This window comes from Methyloligella halotolerans (assembly GCF_001708935.1).
In the GTDB taxonomy this organism is placed as follows: domain Bacteria; phylum Pseudomonadota; class Alphaproteobacteria; order Rhizobiales; family Methyloligellaceae; genus Methyloligella; species Methyloligella halotolerans.
The window spans coordinates 33,616-55,192 of record NZ_MASI01000004.1 but is presented as its reverse complement, the minus strand read 5'-3'; the positions used below and the strand labels follow the sequence as shown (position 1 = coordinate 55,192).

At 65.4% G+C, this 21,577-nt stretch carries 16 protein-coding genes and 2 pseudogenes; 6 read left to right on the top strand and 12 right to left on the bottom strand.

The features are described from left to right. The first annotated feature begins 183 nt into the window (after nt 1-183). The gene (locus tag A7A08_RS08685) at nt 184-1,365 is read left to right on the top strand and encodes an acyl-CoA dehydrogenase (RefSeq protein WP_069095305.1); all 1,182 of its coding nucleotides are present in this window, start codon (nt 184-186) and stop codon (nt 1,363-1,365) included. Between the two features lie 39 nt (nt 1,366-1,404). Here A7A08_RS08685 and A7A08_RS08680 read toward each other — a convergent pair whose 3' ends face one another. The 9 genes and pseudogenes from A7A08_RS08680 to mscL form a co-directional block, all read right to left on the bottom strand. Next, nucleotides 1,405-2,196 carry a sulfite exporter TauE/SafE family protein gene (locus A7A08_RS08680; RefSeq protein ID WP_069095114.1) on the bottom strand — a complete coding sequence of 264 codons (792 nt, stop codon included), beginning with the start codon at nt 2,194-2,196 and terminating at the stop codon, nt 1,405-1,407. Between the two features lie 89 nt (nt 2,197-2,285). Then, a complete protein-coding gene (locus tag A7A08_RS08675; protein ID WP_425349009.1) occupies nt 2,286-3,752 on the bottom strand; it encodes a sulfate adenylyltransferase subunit 1 in 1,467 nt (488 codons plus the stop codon). A 5-nt stretch (nt 3,753-3,757) separates the two neighbouring features. Continuing rightward, complete coding sequence (gene cysD, locus A7A08_RS08670; protein WP_069095112.1) at nt 3,758-4,663, bottom strand: sulfate adenylyltransferase subunit CysD; 906 nt, start codon at nt 4,661-4,663, stop codon at nt 3,758-3,760. Next, a pseudogene (locus A7A08_RS08665) lies at nt 4,660-5,796 on the bottom strand (phosphoadenylyl-sulfate reductase); the annotation flags it as partial. The gene cysD and the pseudogene A7A08_RS08665, both read right to left, overlap by 4 nt. A 55-nt stretch (nt 5,797-5,851) precedes the next feature. Further along, nucleotides 5,852-7,506: pseudogene (locus A7A08_RS08660) on the bottom strand (nitrite/sulfite reductase). Further along, a complete protein-coding gene (locus A7A08_RS16280) occupies nt 7,493-7,816 on the bottom strand; it encodes a DUF2849 domain-containing protein (RefSeq protein ID WP_069095110.1) in 324 nt (107 codons plus the stop codon). The pseudogene A7A08_RS08660 and the gene A7A08_RS16280 overlap by 14 nt, the downstream one beginning before the upstream one ends. Then, entirely contained in the window at nt 7,809-9,278 is a 1,470-nt protein-coding gene (gene cysG, locus A7A08_RS08650) for a siroheme synthase CysG (protein WP_069095109.1), read from the bottom strand. The genes A7A08_RS16280 and cysG overlap by 8 nt, the downstream gene beginning before the upstream one ends. A 2-nt stretch (nt 9,279-9,280) precedes the next feature. Beyond that, a complete protein-coding gene (locus tag A7A08_RS08645; protein ID WP_069095108.1) occupies nt 9,281-9,631 on the bottom strand; it encodes a 2Fe-2S iron-sulfur cluster-binding protein in 351 nt (116 codons plus the stop codon). Between the two features lie 290 nt (nt 9,632-9,921). Continuing rightward, nucleotides 9,922-10,350, bottom strand: a complete 429-nt coding sequence (gene mscL / locus A7A08_RS08640) for a large conductance mechanosensitive channel protein MscL (RefSeq protein ID WP_141693928.1) — start codon at nt 10,348-10,350, stop codon at nt 9,922-9,924. A gap of 201 nt (nt 10,351-10,551) precedes the next feature. On the opposite strand from mscL, the gene A7A08_RS08635 reads away from it, so the two are divergent. Both A7A08_RS08635 and A7A08_RS08630 read left to right on the top strand, forming a co-directional pair. Beyond that, nucleotides 10,552-10,818, top strand: coding sequence for a sodium/substrate symporter small subunit (locus A7A08_RS08635; protein WP_069095106.1), 267 nt, complete (start codon nt 10,552-10,554; stop codon nt 10,816-10,818). Between the two features lie 6 nt (nt 10,819-10,824). Then, a complete protein-coding gene (locus tag A7A08_RS08630; RefSeq protein ID WP_069095105.1) occupies nt 10,825-12,699 on the top strand; it encodes a sodium:solute symporter family transporter in 1,875 nt (624 codons plus the stop codon). Between the two features lie 7 nt (nt 12,700-12,706). On the opposite strand, the gene A7A08_RS08625 is transcribed toward A7A08_RS08630, so the two are convergent. Continuing rightward, on the bottom strand, nt 12,707-13,144 hold the full coding sequence (locus A7A08_RS08625; RefSeq protein ID WP_069095104.1) for a secondary thiamine-phosphate synthase enzyme YjbQ: 438 nt from the start codon (nt 13,142-13,144) through the stop codon (nt 12,707-12,709). Nucleotides 13,145-13,341: 197 nt separating this feature from the next. On the opposite strand from A7A08_RS08625, the gene A7A08_RS08620 reads away from it, so the two are divergent. From A7A08_RS08620 to A7A08_RS08610, 3 genes are all read left to right on the top strand, one after another. Continuing rightward, the gene (locus A7A08_RS08620; protein WP_069095103.1) at nt 13,342-16,299 is read left to right on the top strand and encodes a peptidoglycan-binding protein; all 2,958 of its coding nucleotides are present in this window, start codon (nt 13,342-13,344) and stop codon (nt 16,297-16,299) included. Between the two features lie 166 nt (nt 16,300-16,465). Further along, nucleotides 16,466-17,398 carry a sulfite exporter TauE/SafE family protein gene (locus A7A08_RS08615; RefSeq protein WP_069095102.1) on the top strand — a complete coding sequence of 311 codons (933 nt, stop codon included), beginning with the start codon at nt 16,466-16,468 and terminating at the stop codon, nt 17,396-17,398. A gap of 59 nt (nt 17,399-17,457) precedes the next feature. Beyond that, nucleotides 17,458-18,210: a TIGR02186 family protein gene (locus tag A7A08_RS08610; protein WP_208430601.1), complete on the top strand. Its 753-nt coding sequence runs from the start codon at nt 17,458-17,460 to the stop codon at nt 18,208-18,210. A 52-nt stretch (nt 18,211-18,262) separates the two neighbouring features. Here A7A08_RS08610 and pdeM read toward each other — a convergent pair whose 3' ends face one another. Together pdeM and A7A08_RS08600 are read right to left on the bottom strand one after the other, a co-directional pair. After that, nucleotides 18,263-19,012, bottom strand: a complete 750-nt coding sequence (gene pdeM / locus A7A08_RS08605; protein WP_083226601.1) for a ligase-associated DNA damage response endonuclease PdeM — start codon at nt 19,010-19,012, stop codon at nt 18,263-18,265. Then, nucleotides 18,969-21,536 carry a ligase-associated DNA damage response DEXH box helicase gene (locus A7A08_RS08600; protein WP_069095101.1) on the bottom strand — a complete coding sequence of 856 codons (2,568 nt, stop codon included), beginning with the start codon at nt 21,534-21,536 and terminating at the stop codon, nt 18,969-18,971. Before A7A08_RS08600 ends, pdeM begins: the two co-directional genes overlap by 44 nt. Nucleotides 21,537-21,577: the final 41 nt, after the last annotated feature.

Below are 21,577 nucleotides of genomic sequence, written 5' to 3'. Positions count from 1 at the left end.
GCGCTTCCACAGTTCGACCTTCCGCGCAAGACGACCGTGTTTTATATCCTTGGAACCCGGGCTTCGATGCCGGAGCATCTCTTCACGCCTGCGAAGCCATCAGACAATACTTCTTGCGATGGAGACGACATGTCCACTTCCCCTCAACCTTCGGCCAAAAGCGGCAACGGCGGGGTCGAAACCATGAAGACGCGTTTCGACTGGGAAGATCCGTTCGACCTGGAAAGTCAGCTGACGGAGGACGAGCGGCTTGTGCGAGACACTGCCCATCGCTACGCCCAGGCCAAGCTCCTGCCGCGGGTCACATCCGCCTATCTGGAAGAACGCTTCGACCGGGAGATCATGAGCGAGATGGGCGAGCTCGGACTTTTGGGCTGCACCATTCCGGAAGCGTATGGCGGCGCGGGCTTCGGCTATGTGGCGTACGGGCTCGCGGCACGTGAGATCGAGCGGGTGGATTCCGGCTACCGCTCCGCCATGAGCGTGCAGTCGTCCCTGGTGATGCACCCGATATATGCCTATGGCGACGAGGCGCAGCGGAAGAAGTATCTGCCCAAGCTTTCCACGGGCGAGCTGATCGGCTGCTTCGGTCTGACGGAACCCGACGCGGGATCGGATCCCGGCGGTATGCGGACCCGCGCTGAGAAGACCGCGGACGGCTACCGGCTGACGGGCAACAAGATCTGGATCACCAACTCGCCCATCGCCGATATCGCCATCGTCTGGGCGAAATCGGCCGCCCATGACGACGCCATCAAGGGCTTCATCGTGGAGCGCGGGGCGAAAGGCTTCTCGACCCCGAAGATCTCGGACAAGCTTTCCTTGCGGGCGTCGATCACGGGCGAGATCGTGCTCGACGGCGTCGAAGTGCCCGACGAAAACCTGCTTGAGGGGGCCAGCGGGCTCAGCGGTCCGTTCGGCTGCCTGAACCGGGCGCGCTACGGCATCGGCTGGGGCACGCTCGGCGCGGCGGAAGCCTGCCTTGCGGCAGCCCGCCAGTACACGCTGGACCGCAAGCAGTTCGGCCGGCCGCTCGCCGCCACCCAGCTGATCCAGAAAAAGCTCGCTGACATGACCACGGAGATCGCCTTCGGCCTGCAGGGCTGCCTGCAGGCCGGGCGGCTGTTCGATCTCGGCCAGCTCGCACCGGAGACGATTTCCATGATCAAGCGCAACAATTGCGCCAAGGCTCTGGAGATCGCGCGCGCCGCCCGGGATATGCATGGCGGCAACGGCATCTCGGCGGAATTCCACGTGATGCGCCATGCGGCCAATCTGGAGACGGTGAACACCTATGAGGGCACCAGCGACATCCATGCGCTGATCCTCGGCCGGGCGATCACGGGCCTGCAGGCCTTCTGCTAGGCCTTCACGGGTCCCTTCTACGGCTTTCCCGCGGAAGAGCTAGTGTGCGTGGGTGAATAGGCTGTAAGCGGCGTAGCAGAGCGCGATGGCGAGGACCGGCCTTAGCAGCCACTCCGGAGCGAGGCCGACGAGACGCGTGCCGATCAGCATGCCCGGAATGGAGCCTACGAGCAGAGCGACCATCAAGGTCAGGTCCACATGGCCGAGGCCGAGATGGCCGAGCCCGCCGACCAGGGTCAGCGGCACCGCATGGGCAATATCGGTGCCCACGACGCGGCGGGCGCGCAGGAGCGGGTAAAGGGTCGAAAGCACCGCCACGCCGATGGCGCCCGCGCCCACCGACGTGAGCGTGACGAGGGCGCCCAGCACGACACCAAAGATGATGGTGGGCAGAGGCCGCACCGGGACGTCGTAATCTTCGCCCGATAAAGGCCCCTTGATGAAGCGCGGATAGACGAGGATGGCCAGGGCGCTGGCGGGAAGAACGAAGACCAGCGCGCCGCGGATGGCTTCCGCCAGGGCCTCGGTATTCAGGGGCGTGAATGCCATCAGCCCCAACACAATGAGCGCAGCAGGCACGCTGCCGGCCGCTAGGCGGAGCATGATCGGCCAATCGACGTGGCCGAGGGTGTGGTGACGCCAGCCCGCCGTGCATTTGGTTATGGAGGCGTAGAGCAGGTCGGTGCCGACCGCGATCTGCGGGCTCACGCCAAAGGTCGAGATGAGAAGCGGTGTCATCAGCGCGCCGCCGCCTACCCCCGTCAGACCGATCAGGAAGCCGACGACGCAGCCCGCTCCGACGAGCGGCAGAAAGTCTACCACCCAGCTCATATCCGATATTCGCGCAACGAGTTCCCCTTGGAAACGGGCCGCATCCTGACCCGACTCCTCACGTCCCCAAGTCTACTAAACAAAGTCTACTAGATTTCGATGATGACCGGTACGCCGACAGACCGTAGCAGGTTTGCCGCCTCCTGGGCACGCCGCTCGAACTCCGCCCGATCCTCAGCCGAATCGCCAAGGTCAGAGCATAGCCCACGCGCGAGCAGATCACGGCTGAGAACGAACGTGTTCTCCGGGGTTGCGGCGCCCGATTGCGCGAAGGTGATGACGCCGCCGGCGACGGTGGCGCCGTCGATGGCGCTGACCAACACGAAATTGCCGGTGGCAGGCAGCTCGCTGAAAAGGTCGAAGGCCGCCGGCCGTCCGAGCAGAATGCGGCAGTCGGCGATGTCGTTGACCTTGCAGTCGTGGGCCGGCGCCGATTGCAGACTCTCGAAATCGATCAGGGCGGAGATGCTGATGCTGCTGACGGGCACCTGATCGGTGTTGGTGAGCAGCAGATAGCCCGCTTCCGGATCGAACGGGGTCTCGGAGACCCAGACGATCCGCGCTTCCACGACGTCGCCATTCACGGGGGCGTGGTCGGCCTCCGACAGCACAGCGCCGCGGGAGATGTCGAGCTCAGCATCGAGCTCGATGGCCACTGCGTCGCCCTTGGCGGCTTCCTCGCGGTCGCCGTCCATGGTGGCGATGCGTCTCACGTGGGCAGACAGGCCACTGCGGGCATCCAGAATCCGGTCGCCGGGGCGAATGGCGCCCGAGGCGACGGTGCCGGCATAGCCGCGGAAATCGCCGTTGCGAAGCACGGTCTGGACGGGGAAGCGGAAGGGCGCGTCCAACGCCTCCATGGCGGGTTCGGACTCTTCCAGATATTCCAGCAGGCTCGGGCCGTCGTACCAAGGCATCCGGGCCGACTGGCCGGAGACGTTATCGCCGGTCAGGGCCGCCACGGGAATGGCCTGCACCTGCTCGAAGCCGAAGCTCTTGGTCATCTCATAGAACTCGGCTTCGATCCGACGGAAGGTCGCCTCGTCGAAATCGATCAAATCCATCTTGTTGACGGCGAGCACCACGTTACGAATGCCCACCAGATCGCAGATGGCGGCGTGACGGCGGGTCTGGCGCTTGGCGCCGTGGCGCGCATCGATGAGCAGGATGGCGACGTCGGCATGGGAGGCGCCGGTCGCCATGTTGCGGGTGTACTGCTCGTGGCCCGGCGCATCGATGATGACGTAGCGGCGGCTTGCGCTTTCGAAGAAGCGCCAAGCGATGTCGATGGTGATGCCCTGCTCGCGCTCGGCCTGGAGCCCGTCGAGCAGCAGGGAGAAATCGATCTCCTCGCCGTTCAGATTGCTCCGCCCTTTGGAGGCGGCGAGCACGGCTTCGCGCTGGTCGTCCGGAACGGCGCCGGATTCCCAGAGCAGACGACCGATCAGCGTCGACTTGCCGTCGTCCACGGAACCGCAGGTCAGCAGGCGCAGCATGCTGCCGGCACTCTCCGCGGGTGCCGCCGAGGCGACCTCGTGATCTACAAGCGCTGCCAAGTTCATTAGAAGTATCCCTCGCGCTTCTTCTTCTCCATGGCGCCTGCCTGATCGTGATCGATGAGACGGCCGGCGCGCTCGGAGAATTTCGCGCTCAGTGTCTCGTCGATGACGGAATCGAGATCGTCGGCCTCGGATTCAATGGCCGCTGTCAGCGGGTAGCAGCCCAGCGTCCGGAACCGGACCCTGCGCTGCTGGATGGTCTCGCCGGGCTCCAACCGCAAGCGGTCGTCATCGGCCATGATGAGCTGGCCGCCGCGCTCCACCACCGGGCGCTCCTTGGCGAAATAGAGCGGCACCACGTCCAGATTTTCGAGCGCGATGTAGCGCCAGACATCGGCCTCGGTCCAATTGGACAGGGGGAACACGCGCACGGTCTCGCCCTTGCCCAGGCGGCCGTTGAGGATGTTCCACATCTCGGGCCGCTGACGGCGCGGCTCCCAGCGATGACCGGGAGCGCGGAAGGAGAAGACGCGCTCCTTGGCGCGGCTCGCCTCCTCGTCGCGGCGGGCACCGCCGAACGCGGCGTCGTATCCGCCGGCATCCAAGGCCTGGCGGAGCGCCTGGGTCTTCATGACGTCGGTATAGACGGACGGCGGATGGTCGAACGGGTTGATGTCGCGCGACCGGCCATCCTCGTTGGTGTGTACCACGAGGTCGAGATCGAGCTCCTTGGCCGTGCGGTCGCGGAATTCGATCATCTCGCGGAACTTCCACTTGGTGTCGATATGCAGCACCGGGAACGGCAGCTTTGCCGGCCAGAACGCCTTGCGCGCCAGATGCAGCAGCACGGTGGAGTCCTTGCCGATGGAATAGAGCAGCACAGGCGTGCGGAACTGGGCCGCCGCCTCGCGGAAGATATGGATGCTCTCCGCTTCCAGCAGCTTGAGATGAGACGTCAGAACGGTCATGCCGGGTGCGGCTCCTTCCGGTCTTGAAGCTCGGCTTGGGGGATGGAGCCCACGTGCAGCCCGCATTCCTTTTTGTCTTCGTTCTCCCACCACCAGCGGCCGGCGCGGGGATCTTCGCCCGGCTGCACCGCACGGGTGCAGGGCTGGCAGCCGATGGAGGGGAAGCCCTGGTCGTGAAGCGGGTTCACCGGCACATCGTGGTCGGCGATGTAGGCGTCGAGAACCTCGGCGGTCCAATCGGCCAGAGGGTTGATCTTGATCAGCGCGTGAGCCTCGTCCCACTCCGCGAACGGCATGGAGGAACGGTTGCCCGACTGCTCGCGCCGGATGCCGGTGATCCAGGCGGCGGCGCCGGCGAGCGACTTGTTCAGCGGGTGCACTTTGCGGATCTCGCAGCAGCGCTTGCGGTTCTCGATGGCGTGGCGGAATCCAAACACGCCGTCTTGGGCGACAAGCTGCAACACTTCCTTCGGGTCGGGCGCCACGGCGCGGATCGGCAGGTGGTAGCGCTCTTCGGAACGGTGCAGGGTCTCTTCCGTCTCGGGGAAGAGACGGCCCGTCTGCAGAGTGAAAATGTCGAACTCCGCATCCGGCTCATCGGTCTCCGCGATGGCGTCGAGGATTGCCTGATCCTCGATCCCCAGGCTGGATGAGAACGCGATCCGGCCATCCACTTCCCGGGCAATGATATCGATCCGGTCCTGCAGGCTTTCCGCCGATGCGAGCTTCGCATCCAGCTTCTTCGCCGCGTCGGGCCCGGACGATCCCGAAGACCCGCCGGAAGACGGCTCGGAATCAGACTCGTCGTTATCCGGCGTGGCCGTCCCATGGCGCAGAGCAAAGACGTTGCGGCTCGAGCCCTGATAATTGTGACGGATGCGCTCGACGGAGGCGCGCCAGGTCTGCAGCGTGTCGCCGACTTCGACTTCGACCGCGTCGAAACCGCAGCGGAACAGGAACTGCGCCTGATCGGGCAGCAGGTAACCCACCGCGCGAAGCTCGCCCTTGAAGCCAAAGCGTTCGCGCAGCAGACGAGCCAGGGTCATGCCCCTTCCATCATTGAAGGTCGGAAAATCGACCGCAACCACCGAAGCCTTGGCTGCCTCCTCCAGCGCCGCGTCGTCCGCATCGGGCGCCAGGGTTACCTGCGGGGCATTGCTCCGATTCAGCAGATCGCCTTTTCGAAGATCAACGAGCGCCATAGAGGGCCTCCTTGAAGGGGTCGCGCCCACGCGGCGCCAGGTCTCCAGGAAGGTCTCGCCTTCGTCGCGATTGGCGATGTAGGTCGAGACGATGGTGTCGATGGCATCGGGCACCGCTTCGGCGCGGAAGCCCGGGCCGATGATGGTGCCGATGGCGGCATCGTCCTTGGGATTGCCGCCAAGGGTGATCTGGTAGAGCTCGGTCCCTTTCTTATCGACGCCAAGGATGCCGATATTGCCCGAGTGGTGATGGCCGCAGGCATTGATGCAGCCGGACATATTCACCCGGATATCGCCGATCTCCTCCTGACGCGCGGGATTCTCGAACCGCTTGGCGATCTCCTTGGCGATCGGGATCGAGCGGGCGTTGGCCAGGTTGCAATAGTCCAGGCCCGGGCAGCAGATCATGTCGCCCAGGAGATCGTTGTTGCCGGTGGCGAGGCCCGCCTCGTTCAACGCCTCATAGACCGCCGGGATATCGGCCAGCGCCACGTGGGGCAGGATGAGGTTCTGGGTGTAGTTCACCCGGATCTCTCCCTGGCTGTACTGTTCGGCGAGGTCGGCGACCAGCTCCATGGCTTCCGAGCTCGCATCGCCCGGGGTGCGGCCCGGCTCCTTCAGGGAGACGACGACGATGCCATGACCCGGAACCTTGTGAGGCTTCACGTTGTGGCGCATCCACTGGCCGAACAGCGGGTCGGTCTCCCGGCGCTGCTCGACGGCCTCGTTGGTCACCGGTCCGGGGGTCAGCTCCGGCGGCTGGAAATAGGCGTCGATGCGCTCGTATTCGGCGCGCGGCAGATCGACGAGATCCTTGCGGGTCTTCTCCCAATCGGCCTCGACCTCCTCGCGGAATTTGTCGATGCCGAGATGGTTCACGAGGATCTTGATCCGCGCCTTGAAGATATTGTCCCGGCGGCCGTAGCGATTGTAGATGCGCAGGATCGAGTCCAGGTACGAGAGCAGGTGCTCCTTCTCCAGGAAGGGGCGGATCTCCTGGCCGACATAAGGCGTGCGGCCCATGCCGCCGCCGACCAGCACCTTGAAGCCGACCTCGCCGCCTTTGCCCTTCACCAGGCGCAGGCCGATATCGTGGAACGCGGTCGCCGCGCGATCCTCGGCGGCGCCGGAGATGGCGATCTTGAACTTGCGCGGCAGCCAGCTGAATTCCGGATGCAGGGTCGACCACTGGCGGATGACCTCGCACCAGACGCGCGGATCCTCCAGCTCGTCATGGGCGGCGCCGGCGTAAGGGTCGGCCGTGGTATTGCGGATGCAGTTGCCCGAGGTCTGGATGCAATGCATCTCGACGTCGGCCAGATCGCTCAGGATGTCCGGCACGTCCACCAGCTTGATCCAGTTGAACTGGAGGTTCTGGCGCGTGGTGAAGTGGCCGTAGCCGCGATCGTATTTCCGGCCGATATAGGCGAGCTGACGCAGCTGGCGCGGAGCCAGGACGCCGTAAGGCACGGCGATCCTGAGCATATAGGCGTGCAGCTGCAGGTAGAGCCCGTTGCGCAGGCGCAAGGGCTTGAACTCATCCTCGTTCAGCTTGCCGTCGAGGCGGCGTTCCACCTGATCGCGGAACTCGTTCACCCGCTCCCGGACGAAGCCGTAGTCGAACTCGTCATAGCGGTACATCGTACCAATCCTTCGTCAGTGTCGTGCGGTGGGCTGCCCTGATGCGCTCACGCACCGAAATGGCCCCCGGCACTCCATCCTCAATCTCGACGGCGATCGTGTAGGCGCCGACAACTTCGCGGGCTTCGATCGCCTCTTTCGCCTGCTCCTCAAGCGCCTTCGCCTCCTCATCGGACTCGGCAATACGCGCTTCTTCCAATTCTTCCGTCCAGCGCCCGTCCGTCGCCAGATAGACCACGACGCCGTCCCTCAGACGGTTCGCCGTCATGGCCCGGACTGTGCCGGCCTTCGCCGACCGGGGTTCAGCCATTGACCGCCCTCCTCGGCATGATCTCTTCGAAGGCCCCTTGCAGCGCCGGCGCATCGAGCACGCGGTCGACAAGCCCTTCGGCTTCAAGGCCAGCGACCTCGCCGAAGAACAGGACCGCGGGGCTCGCGAGCTGAAGCCGCTCCGGGCTCCGGGCCAGGATCGACAGCCGGCATGCGACCCGGCGTTCATTGCTGCGGGTGGCGTTCTCCACCGCGAGAACCGGTGTCTCGGGCGACCAGCCGGCCGCCAGGAGCTGACCGGCCACCTCGCCGGAGGTGGAGACGCCCATATAGAGCACCAGCGTGTTCCCGCCGCCGGCGAGGGCGGTGAGATCGATGCCGTCGAAATCCGGGCGGTCGCTCTTCGCCGCGTGACCGGACACGAAGGTCACGCTGTGGGAGTGATCGCGATGGGTCAGCGGAATCTGCACGCTCGCGGCGGCTGCCACCGCAGCCGTGATACCCGGCACGACCTCGACGGCAATGCCGGCCTCGCGCAGAGCGTCGAGCTCCTCGCCGCCGCGGCCGAACACGAACGGATCGCCGCCCTTGAGGCGGACCACCGTATGGCCCTGCTTGGCGTGCTCGACCATCAGACGGTTGATGTTCTCCTGGGACACCGAATGGGCGCCCTTGGCCTTTGCCACGGGGATCAGCAGCGCTTCGCGTCGGGCATGCTCCAGCACGCCCTCGCCCACCAGACCGTCATAGAGAATGATGTCGGCAGCCTTCAGGGCGCGCACGGCCTTGAGGGTCAGCAGGTCCGGATCGCCCGGACCGCCGCCGACCATCAGCACGCGGCCGACACCTTTCGACTCCTGCTCGCCCGCCACGGCCGCGTCGATCTCCTGATCGAACAGCCGTCCAGCTTCGGTCTCATCGCCGTCGAGGGCGGCTTGACCCGCCGGGCCGCCAAAGATGCGGTCCCAGAGATTGCGGCGCGCGGGGCCTTCGGGAAGCTGAGCGGCAACCCGGTCCCGGAACGTGCCGGCGAGACGCGCCAGGCTGCCCAGACGCGGATGAAGCTCACGCTCGAAGCCAGCACGCAGCCGCTGGGCCAGTACGGGAGCAAGCCCTTCGGTGCCGATAGCGACCGTCACCTCGTCGCGGTCCACGATGGCGGCCAGCGCGAAGGTGCACAGCTCCGGGCGGTCCGGCACATTGACCGGCACGCCGAGGGCTCGGGCGATGGCCGAAACGCGGGCATCCTCATCGTCGTCCTCGGTCGCCGAGACGACCAGGGGACGGCCGCGAATCTGATCGATGCCGCGCATGGGCTCGATCCGGCGGACCTTGCCTTCGGCTTCGAGCCGGGACAGCTCCGCGTCGAGACGATCGGCGGCAATCTCCACCAGCGGTGCACGCTTCAGGACGAGGCGCGCCTTGACGCCGGCGAGATCTCCGCCGCCGGCCACCAATGGCGGTTTGCCGTCAACTCTGAGAAAGACGGGAAATGTGCGCATGACTAACCTCCCACCACCAGACGTTCGGGCGGCAGCTCGGCCAGACTGTCTTCGGCCAGCTCGACCTCTAACCCGTCCAGTTCGGGCGTCATGATGATCTGGCAGCACAGCCGGGAGCTGTCCTCCACGTTGAAGGCGCCATCCAGCATCTCAAGCTCTTCGTCGCTGGCCGGAATCAGCCTGTCGAGCCACTCTTCCTTCACGCGGACGTGGCAGGTCGCGCAGGCGCAAGCGCCGCCGCACTCCCCCTTGATGGGGAGGCCCCAGTCGCGGATCACCTCCATGACTCGCCAGCCTTCCAGGGCTTCGAGGCGATGGGTCGAACCGTCGGGCAGATGGACCGTGATATGCATTCAGGCCAACCTTGAAAACCAACCGAAATTGCGTGTTGCGCGGTCGAAACTATCAGGGGCGCGGCAACGCCACAGCGATGCGCCCACGCCCCATCTTCTTGGCGCACACTAGTAAAAAATCTTTTCTCATGTAAGCGGGAAAGACGCAAAAAGCAGCAAACTCGTTCCTGCTACGCCAAAAAAGTAGAATTATTTTCTTATATGGCCGTTGGGCGCAACGGGAAATGCTTCACGGGGCGGGGTTGCGCAAAATCCTTCCCCCTACCCCGTGGGTGGGCAGCGAATTGCCGCTATTTGCGCTGGTTGGCTTCGACCAGGGCGTCCCGGATTTCTTCGAGAAGCTGAATGTCCTTCGGGGCAGGAACGTCCTGATTGCTCTCGTCCTCCTGCTTTCGGCGCAGGTGGTTCATGCCTTTGATGAGCAGGAAGAGGACGAAGGCCACGATGGCGAAGCTGATCACCGAATTAATGAAGAGGCCGTAATTGATGGTGGGCGCTCCGGCCTCCCGCGCCACGGCCAGGGACTGATACGATTCCCCATCCAACGCGATGAACAGATCGCTGAAGTCGACGCCGCCGGTGACGACACCGATCGGCGGCATGATCACATCGTCCACAAGCGACTTCACGATGGTCGAGAAGGCCGCACCAATGATAATGCCCACGGCCATATCGACCACGTTGCCGCGGAGCGCAAATTCCTTGAATTCCTTGACGATCGCCATGGCTCTTCTCCCCTCCAAATCGCGGTCATCTCAGCGGGCGGCCCCGCAGCCCACCCTTCGGCAAGGGCCTTGCGGTAAAGGCTTGCCACCGCCCTTCCTATCTGTGCCATGGTGCGGCCCATTATAGAAGCCATGGCTTGGGGGGACCGGGCATCGGGGCTTCGGGACGCTAAGCTTGGGAGGGAAGCGCGAACCATGTCGCAATCGGCCTTAAGCGCACGCGCGCTCTATTGGCGGCACAGCCTCATTCTGGCGGGAGGGCTGCTGGGGGCGCTGCTGGTGACGGCGATCATCCTCACCTTCGGCGAGACGGAGTTCAACGCGTATGGATTCTTTGGCTTTCCCCTCGGCTTCTACGGGCTCGCCCAAGGGCTCATCCTCCTGATCGCGGGCGGCGGCTTCTGGTACGCACGGGTGCAGGACCGGCTCGAAGAGGAGCTCGGCGAAAGCGAGGAGTTCTAGAAGCCCATGCGTCCCGCCCTGCGCTTACGCACCCCCAATCCGCATCTCGGCGCCTATTTCGGGATCACCGCCAGCGCGTTCATCTCGCTGTCCATTCTGCTTGCGCTGCTGGAGCAGGTCGGATGGGGCGAAGCGTGGCTGGGACAGGCGCTCATTCTTTTGCCGATCGTCTTCTACGCCGCCATCGCGGTCCGCACCCGGACCATGGACACGGAAGACTATTTCGCCTGCGGGCGCCGTGTACCCGGCGTCTATAACGGACTGATGCTGGCCGCGACGGCCATTGGGGGCGTCGGCTATTTCGCCTATACGGGCGCGGCCTTCTTCCTGGGGGTCGATGCGTTCGCCATCGGCATCGGGCTCACGTTCGGCATGCTGCTCTTCACGGTGCTGTTCTCGCCCTACCTTCGAAAGGCCGGCGCGTTCACGGTGCCGAGCTTTCTCGGCTTCCGCTTCGGCTCGAAGATCCTGCGCATCGCGAGCGCCGCTGCGCTGATCCTGCCCGTGGTTCTGTTGCTCGCCGCGGAGATCAAGATCGCAGGGCTGGTCGCCTCGATGTTCGTGCCGGTGCCCTACTCCATCGCCGCTCTGTTCACCGCCGCCCTTGCCAGCGGGGTGGTCATCCTCGGCGGAATGCGGTCGCTCACCTGGACCGGCGGAGCGCAGTTCATCGTGGGCGCGATCGCTTTCGCCGTTCCGTTGATCATCGTCTCGGTGCTGACGACGGTTCTACCGGCGCCGCAGCTCACCTACGGGGTGACCCTGAACGGCTTGGAGACGTCGGAGATCAATGCGGGCTTCAAGCCTGCCGGCGGCGAGGGGCTCGCCGAGGCCATGCCCGGCAACGACGCGGAGGCGGTGCCGAAACCCTTCATGGAGGCGTTCGGCGCCTATTCGCCCGTCGCCTTCCTGATGATCTTTCTGAGCGTGGCGATGGGAGCGGCGTGCCTGCCGAGCCTCCTGATGCGTAGCGGTGTTGCGCTCAGCGTGTCGGAGCAGCGCTGGGCGGGCGCCTGGACTGTCCTATTCGTGGCTATCTTCGCCATCAGCGTGCCGCCTTTGGCCGTCTTCGCGAAATGGCTGATGTTCCAGGACCTCTCCCAGATTCGCCCCGAGCTACTTCCCGATTGGATGACGGCGCTGATCGACAAGCACCTGATGATCGCCCGCGACTTCAACTCCAGCGGCGGCTTGCAGGCCAACGAGGTCCTGTTGTCGCGAGACGGCATCCTCCTCGCCTTCCCCATCGCGGCCGAGCTTCCCGTGGTCTGCACGCTGATCGTGGCGGCGGGTGGGATCGCCATGGCCTTCGCGGCCGCCGCGTCTCATCTCTATACGCTGGGCGCGTGCGTGTCGGAGGACATCTATCGTCTGTTCGACGAGGAGGGCGCGCGTCTTCTCAAGCTGGATGTACCCCGGCTGCCGCGCCATACGGCGGTGTGGGCGGTGAGCGGCGTCTTCGCGTTGGGGACCGCGATCTATCTGGCCATCGGCGATGTCGACCTGATGCGGGCGGCGCTGAGCGCCTTCGCGCTGCTGGCCGCAACATTCTTCCCGCTGATGCTGCTTTCGATCTGGTGGCGGCGCTATACGGAGCTCGGCGCGCTGGCGAGCCTCGGCGTGGGCGGAATCATCATGCTGATCGAGCTCCTGGTGCGCGGCTTCTCAGCCTCCATCGAGCTTGGCACCGGGACCATGGCCGTCTCCGTGCTGGGCGCACTGCTCGCCGCAGGCGCCGGTGTCGGCGTCAGCTTGTGGGACCGGGAGCCGCCGCCGGCCGCGACGGCCTATTTCGACGGGCTGCGCGATCCGGAAGGCGAGGCGCTCTACGACGAGGCGCGGCATCGGGCGGCGGCCGCCGCGGCTGCGGCCGCGCGCTAGTCCGGCATCACGCGTCGGCGACCCGGCCGATAAAGGAGAGCGCGATCTTCCGTCGATGGGGCGCCGTCCGGTGCTCCAGCACATAGACGCCCTGCCACGTCCCCAATGTCATTGCCCCGCCGGCCACAGGGATATTCAGGCTCACAGCATTGATCATGGACTTGATATGGCTCGGCATATCGTCGGGGCCCTCTTCGGAGTGAGCGTAAGCGCGGTCCTCCGGTGCGAAAATCTCTAAGGCGTCGAGTAAATCCACCCTGACATTGGGATCGGCATTCTCCTGGATGATCAGGGACGCCGAGGTATGGCGGATGAAGGCGGTGAGGAGCCCCGCCTCCGCTCCGATCTCACTGAGCCAACGCTTCAGCAGCGCGGTGATTTCGACGAAACCCTTCCCCGAGGTCTCGATCTCGATCTGGTGGCCGGCCTGGGGCACACCTGTCATGTCGTCTTCCCTTCGAACGCGCCTGAGTGTCCGACATTTACAGGCCGGATCGCGTCGTTTCCAGGACCCCGGAACCCGAATGTCCCAAGAAGACGCGATGCTTAACCGTTAATTTACCGCATCGGCTCAGGGTCGATTTTGAGTTTTCGGCGGCGCGCAGGGCGCCCCGGTCATCATCTCAACATCGGACGGCGAGCATGGCTTCGGACCCCACTTTCAAGACAGACACGATACAAGGCGGCAGCCAGGATTCGGTGGAGTCCCTGGTCAAGCATCTCATCAGTCGCGTGGAGGACAGCGAGCGCCGCTACAGCCAGGCGCTCGAGGATCTTCACTCCAGGCTCGATCAGCTTTCCCAGGCGACCCAAGCGGCGAAATCGGCCAGCGGCTCCGACGATAGCGAGACCCTGGACCGACTGCACGAGCAGGTGAGCAGCCTGGCCAAGCGCCTTTCCGAGACGGAAAGCGGCGAGATGGGTGGATCGCCGGACAGCGACCTCCTCACCAAGCTGGCCAAGGGCAGCGAGCCCTATGGCGATGCGCCGTCGAGCGACTTCACCATGACGGCTTCCGAACCGGAGACTCCGGCCGGCGGCTATGAGCATCACTATTCGGGGCCTTCCTTCTTCGGCGTCGACGATGATTCGGACCGCCACACGCCCGAAGTCGAGCTTCCCGCGCTCGTTCCCGACGAGGACGCGCCGTCCGTGGGCGGATCGGCCGAGTCGCGCTTCGGAACCAGCGGCTTCGACCAGTCCCATGACTTCGATTTCTCGAGCGACTTCGACGCCCCTGCTGAAGAAGCGGAATTCCAAGCCGCAATGGACGACGATTCCGGCGCCGCTCTCCATGCTCAAGCGCCCTATCGGGCGGCATCGTCCGACGACACGGATTACGCCCGCCGTCTCTACGACGCGGCGCAGCGGCTCGAAGGTTCGCTCGGCACCATCGTTCCGAACGACCAGATCGAGTCTCTCAACGCAAAGATGGACGAGATCGCCAATCAGCTCGACCGGGCGCTCCAGCGCAGCGAGGGCGAGAGCCCGCAGCCGGACGCCCTGCAGAATATCGAGCAGCAGCTTGCCGAAATCGGCCAGCAGCTCGGCCGCACGGAGACGGAAGTCTCCAAGATCGGCACGATCGAGGCGCAGCTCACGCAGCTGATGGAGCATATCGACACCCAGCCCAGCATGGAGGACGTCGCCGAGCGCGCCGCCGATTCGGCCGCGCAGAAGATTGTGGGCGAGGTGAAGTCCAGCGCCGCCGAGCGGCTGGAAGCGATCCACAAGGATCTCACCGCCATGAACGAGCGGAGCGCCACGACGGACGACCGTCTGGCCGACACGCTCGGCGCGGTGCACGAATCCCTCAAGCAGCTGGTGGAGCAGGCCGGCAAGCCTTCGCCCGCCCCGATCCGCCGCGCGCCTTTCGCCGATGCCTATTCCAACGAGGAAGACGCCTCATTCGACGAACCCCCGGCCATCGCCACCCAGACGACCGGCGATGTGGGCGAGGATATGCCGGTCCGGTCCGAGGACACCAAGGAGGTGAGTGCGGATCGCAGCCTGCGCAGCCAGCTCGCCCAGGTTATGCCGGAGGAGCAAGACGACGAGCCGTCCGGTCCGTTCGGCCGCAAGGGCACGGAGCCTGCGGCGGACGAGCCGCGCCGTCCAATGGCCTATAGCGACGACAATGAAGGTTCGGAAAGCTCGGACAGCTTCGTTGCCGCGGCGCGGCGTGCCGCTCAGGCAGCGGCAGCCCAAGCCGAGCAGTCGAGCAGCTGGGGCGACAAGAAGAAAAAGAAGCGCGAGAAGGCGCTTCCCGGCAGCACGCTGGATCTGGAGGAGCAGCCGAAGAAGAAGAAACGCTCCTATCTGATGTATTTCGCGATCCTTCTGCTGATCGTCAGCGCCGCCCTGCTCTATAGCCGCCTCGGCTCCAAGCCCGAGGATGGCCAGGAAGCGGCTCCGGCGGCGGAGGAGCAGGCGCCTGCGGAGGGTTCTGGCGACGCCAAGCCCGAGGCCGCGCCGGACGGCTCCGGGACCGCGCCTGAGCAGTCGGGCCGGCTGGACAAGCCGATCGAGACGATGATCCCGCGGCAGAAGAACGATGTCGATGTCGGGCACGAAGCCGTGCCGGAGCCGGATCTCCCGGGCTTCAAGCTTCCCACCCTGCCCCCGACGCCGGCTTCGGTGAAGCGCGGCAGCGGACCCGACCTTCCGCCCGGCGTGAGCCTGACGGTTGTCCCGAACTCCGGCGGCGACGCCAAGGACTCCAAGGCCGGTCACGCGGAATACGAAGAGAAGCTGAAATATCCCATGCCCGATACCGCAGCCGGCACCTACGCCCTGCGCCGGGCGGCTGCCACGGGCGATGCCAAGGCCCAATATCTGATCGGCCTGCGCTATTCGGAAGGCGATGCCGGCCTGCGGGACATGGAGAAATCGCTGCGCTGGCTGCGCCTGGCAGCGACCGCCGGCCTGGCACCGGCGCAGTACCGGCTGGGCGTGCTGTATGAGCGCGGCGAAGGGGTCGAGTTCGATCTCAATCAGGCGCGCGCCTGGTATGGCCGTGCGGCCAGCAAAGGCAATCTGAAAGCCATGCACAACCTGGCGGTCATCGAGGGCGGCAAGGAAGGCAACGGCGACTATACGGATGCCGCGAAATGGTACGCCAAGGCCGCCGCGTACGGCCTGTCGGACAGCCAGTTCAATCTCGGCGTCCTCAAGGAGCACGGGCTCGGCACCTCGCTCGACCTTGTCGAGGCCTATAAGTGGTTCTCCCTGGCAGCGGCTAGCGGCGACACGGAAGCTGCGAAGCGGCGCGACGTGCTGCGCGACAAGCTGACCGGCGATCAGCTCGCCAAGGCGGAAGCGGCCGTCGGCGGTTGGAAGCCCAAGCCGGCCGAGGTCGCCGCGAACGAAGTCGAGGGCGAGCCGGCTTGGATGGCCGACGCCACTGAGCCCAGCGCCGCGCTGATCAGCAAGGCACAGGCCCTGCTCAACGATCTCGGCTACGAAGCCGGCCCGGTGGACGGCGCACTGGGCAACATGACGCGGAACGCCATCCTCGATTTCGAGCGGCGCAACGGCTTGCCCGAGACGGGCGAGGTCAGCATCCCGCTGGTTTCCCGGCTGGAGAAGCTTGCCGGCTGACGACGCTTCTCCGCAGCAACGGATTTTAAAGCGCCTTCGGCCCAAATTTGGCCGGAGGCGTTTTTTTATTTTGCAGGCCAGCCGATCCGCTCTCAGCCTCCATTGACAGGGGCGCGCCCGGCGAACACGCTTGCGTCACCAATAAGAAATCAAAAGCCGACGCCCGATGCTCCAGGTTTATCTCCCCATTGCCGAGATATCAGTGAACCTCCTGGTGATCCTGATGCTCGGCGGAGCGGTCGGTTTTCTGTCCGGCATGTTCGGCGTGGGCGGCGGCTTCCTGCTCACCCCGTTCCTTATGTTCCTCGGCATTCCCCCGGCGATCGCGGTGGCGACGGGCGCCAACCAGATCGTCGCCTCGTCGGTCTCCGGCGCGCTTGTTCAATGGCGGCGCGGCAATGTCGATACGACCATGGGCGGCGTGCTGATCGTCGGCGGCCTGTTCGGCTCCATCATCGGCGTGCTGCTGGTCAATCTCCTGAAGTCGTACGGCCAGGCGGACCTGACCATCGCGCTGGGCTATGTGACATTCCTGGGCACGATCGGAACGCTGATGCTCGCGGAGAGCGTCCGCGCGCTGAGGCGCGAGCGGGCGGGCAAGCCGGTGAAGGGGCGGCGGCCGGGCGAGCACAGCTGGGTGCACGGCCTGCCGTTCAAGATGCGGTTCCACCGCTCCAAGCTCTACATCAGCGCCATCCCGGTGCTGATGATCGGCGCGGTCGTGGGCATCCTCGTGTCGGTGCTGGGCGTCGGCGGCGGTTTCCTCATGGTGCCGGCGATGATCTACATCCTGCGCATGCCGACCTCGGTGGTGATCGGAACCTCGCTGTTCCAGATCATCTTCATCACCGCGGCGGTCACCATGCTGCACGCCGTATTCAATCAGACCATCGATATCCTGCTCGCCTTCCTGCTGATCATCGGCGGTGTGCTCGGCGGGCAATACGGCGCCCGTGCGGGACAGAACCTCCGGGGCGAGCAGCTCCGCGCACTGCTGGCGATCATGGTGCTCGCCGTGGCCATCCGGCTGCTGCTCGGGCTCGTCATCACGCCGTCCGACCTCTACACCATCGCACCGGTGGAGACGCCACGGTGGTAGGGCTGATGCATCATACCCGGCGCGTGGCGTTCGGGATCGCTCTGGGAGTCTCGGCCGCGATGGCAGCGACGGCTGCGCCCGCGCAGACGCCGCAAGGGCCGGACGAGATCCCGACGGAACGCGTGCATTCGGATATCTCGACCCGCGAGATCGCCATCAAGTCGAACTTCACCGGTATCGAAATCGTGATCTTCGGCGCGGTGGATTATGCGCCGCCGGATCCCAAGGCACCGCCCTACGACGTCATCATGGTGATCCGCGGCCCGACCCAGGACGTGGTCGCGCGGCGAAAAGAGCGGTTCGCGGGCATCTGGCTGAACGGCAGCTCGAAGGTGTTCCACGACATTCCAGGCTTCTATGCGGTGCTGTCGTCGCGTCCGTTGCGGGCGATCGCGCCGGAGGAAACCCTCAACGAGCTGAAGGTCGGCTTCACGGCGCTGGATCTCGGGCCGGACGATCATTCGTCGGTGAGCGACGATCTCTTCCGCCAGGCCGTCATCCGCAACAAGGAGGAGCGGCTGCTGTTCCAATATCTGGACAATGCGGTGAGCTTCATCGGACGAAGCCTGTTCCGGGGGACGGTGGACATGCCGGTCAATGTGCCCATCGGCGTCTATACCGCGGAGGTTCTGCTGTTTCAGGACGGCAAGCTTCTGAGCAAGGACGAGAGCACCCTGAACGTCCAGAAGGTCGGCTTCGAGCGGGGGGTCTACATCCTCGCGTTCCGGCACCCGGTCATCTACGGCCTGCTCGCCGTGGCCATCGCCTTGCTGATGGGGCTCGGGGCATGGGCGCTGTTCCGGCGGGATTAATCTCTGAGCACATGCCCGGCCTCGTGCCGGGCATCCATAACCCCTGAGGCCCTCAGCCGCGGAAGAGAGCGGCGCCGAAGATCGGGTAGACCGCGTCGCGGCCGAGCAGCCAGGCGGCCAGACGGTCGCGGGACAGCAGGCCTGCGAAGGCGTCGGAGAAGATGCTCAAGCCGCCCGCATAGGAGCCGAAGGCCGGCATCACCATCTTGTCGCCATCGGTGGCAAAGCATTTCCGGCGGATCGCCTCGCCGCGCGCGGTGATGCGGGCGACAGGGTGCAGATGGCCAGCGATCTCCTGGCCGGAGCGGGTCGGCTCGTGACGGCAGGTGATGCCGCCGATGGCGAGGGACTCGCAGACCGTGCCGCCCAGCGCGGACGGAATCTCGGGATCGTGGTTGCCGGTCACCCAGTACCACTCCCTGCCGTCCTGCAGCTCCGCGATGGTCTCGCGCTCTTCCTCGGGGAGGAAGGCAGCCACCTCCGACGTATGGAAGCTGTCGCCAAGCGCCACCACACGGGCGGGCTCAAAATAGTCGATGACCTTGCGAAGACGCCACAGGGTCATGCGGGTATCGTAGGGCGGCAACATGCTGCCGCGGCGGGCGAAGGCCGCTCCCTTCTCCAGATGGAGATCTGCGACAAGCAAGGTGCGCTGGGCTTCCCAGTAGAGCGCCCCTTCGGAATGAGGAATGAAATCCTGACCGCACAGCTTGAGGCGCGGATCGTCGCTCTCGTGCGCCGCCGACGGCACAACCGTGTCAGGGCTGACCGCGACCAGAAGCGGCTTCAGCGATAAGTTCATCGACGGTTTCACGGAGCAGAGTCTCCTTGGCGTCGCCGGGCACCGTTTCGCGCCCGATCTCGAGCATGACAGGAACTGAGAGGGGTGAGACTCGACTCAATGCATGGTGGGTGATTCGCCCCCGTACACGCTTGAGAAACTGCCCCAATCTGGCGATGTCGACAAGCCCTGTGGCGGCATCTGCCCAAGCCGCCTGGAGCAGGATGTGGTCCGGTTCGTGAGCCCGGAGCACATCGTAGACCAAATCGGAGGAGACGGTCATCTGCCGGCCGGTCTTCTCCTTCCCTGGATGGCGGCGCTCGATCAGCCCGGAGATGATGGCGCAGGTGCGGAACGACCGCTTCATGAGGTTGGATTCGGCGAGCCAGGCATCGAGATCGTCGCCCAGCATGTCCTCGTCGAACAGGGCTTCCAGATCGAGGCGGCCCCGCCGGATCATCTCGCCCATGTCACTCAAGCCCCAGATGGCCAGGGCGTATTCGTTGGCCACGAAGCCCAGCGGCCTGGCCCCCGCCCGCTCCAGCCGGCGTGTGAGCAGCATGCCGAGGCTCTGATGGGCGAGGCGTCCTTCGAAGGGGTAGCAGACGAAGTAGTACTTCCGGCTGCGCGGGAAGGTCTCGACCAGGATCTCGTCGGGGCTCGGAACGGAAGAGACGTCGGCCTGGAGACGGAGCCAGTCCGAAACCTGCTCGGGCAGTCCAGCCCACTGGGACTGATCGGAGAAGATGCGGCGGACCCGGTCGGCCAGATAGGTGGAGAGGGGGAACTTGCCGCCGTCATAGGACGGGATCTTCGGTTCGTTCTTGGTGGTGCGCGTGACGATGGCGTCGTTCTCGCGGATGCCTTCGAAGCGGAGAACCTGACCGGCGAAGAGGAACGTGTCGCCGGCGCTAAGCTGCTCGACGAACCACTCCTCGACCTCGCCCAGCACCTTGCCGGCGGCCAACACCGATTTCGGCTTCAGCGCGCCGCCCTTCCCTCTGGCCAGCCGAACCCGGAGCATGGGCGCCTCGACGATGGTGCCGGCGTTCAGGCGGTATTGCTGGGCGACGCGGGGATGGGCGATACGCCAGAGACCTTCGGGTGTCTTCCGCAATTTTGCATAGCGGTCGTAATGGGAAAGGGCGTAGCCGCCGGTGGCGACGAAGTGGACGATGCGTTCGAAATCGTTGCGGGTGATGGCGTGATATGGCGCGGCGCTCGCAATCTCGGCATGGAGCGCGTCCGCGTCGAAGGGCCCGGAGCACGCCACGCAGAGCACGTGCTGAGCGAGCACGTCGAGGGCGCCAGGTCGGAAAGGCGGCGTGTCCTGGGCTCCTTCGGCAGCCGCCTCAAGGGCCGCGCGGCACTCGACTACCTCGAAGCGATTGGCCGGCACCAGCAGCGCCTTGCTCGGCTCGTCGAGCCGATGATTGGCGCGGCCGATGCGCTGGGCGAGACGGCTCGCACCCTTCGGCGCCCCGACATTGATGACGAGGTCGACGTCGCCCCAGTCGATTCCGAGATCGAGGGTCGAAGTGCAGACCACCGCGCGCAGCTTGCCGGCCACCATGGCGGCCTCGACCCTGCGCCGCTGTCCGACATCGAGAGAGCCGTGGTGGAGCGCGATCGGTAGATTGTCCTCGTTGCAGTCCCAAAGGAGGTGGAACAGCATCTCGGCCTGGGAGCGCGTGTTCACGAACATCAGGCTCATCTTGTGGGCCTTGATGGCTTCGTAGATCTCCGGCAGTGCATAGCGCGCCGAGTGGCCGGCCCAGGGGAGGTCGGCCTCCGACGGCATGATGGCGATATCCGCCGCGATGCCGGATGGCGCGGTGACGATCTCGGCCAGCTTGGAGGCCTTGGGCCCGGACGCGTCCTGGGCATTCGGCACCAGGAAGGCGGCAAGCTCGGTGGGCCGTGCCACCGTGGCCGAGAGGCCGATAGCGCGGAGATCGGGTGCGAAGGTCCGGAGCCGCGCGAGGCCGAGCGCCAGGAGGTCGCCGCGCTTGGTGGAAGCGAAGGCGTGCAGCTCGTCGAAGATCACCATGCGCAGATTGGCGAACAATTCGGCGCTGTCCTTGTGGGACAGCATGAGCGCGATCTGCTCCGGCGTGGTGAGCAGGATATCGGGCGGCTTCAGGCGCTGGCGCTGGCGGCGCGAGGCGGGCGTGTCGCCGGTGCGGGTCTCAAGCGTAATTGGCAGGCCCATCTCCTCCACGGGTGTGGCGAGGTTTCGGGCGATGTCGACGGCTAGCGCCTTCAGAGGCGAGACATAGAGCGTGTGGATACCCTGGGAGGGGGCGCCCTTCTCGCGGCCCGCATTCCGCTCGGCGAGTTCTACGAGGCTCGGCAGGAACCCTGCCAGGGTCTTGCCGCCCCCGGTCGGCGCGATGAGAAGCGTGTCCTTTCCGGCCTGAGCGCGCTCCAAAAGCGCCAGCTGATGGGCGTGGGGCTCCCACCCGCGGCCCTTGAACCACGCGGCGAAAGGCTCCGGGAGCGCGTCTGGGGCGCTTTCTGCCGGGCGAATACTCGCAGCCTTCATCGGGGGACAACGCTCCATGGTGCAACCGGTAGCGCTTGACC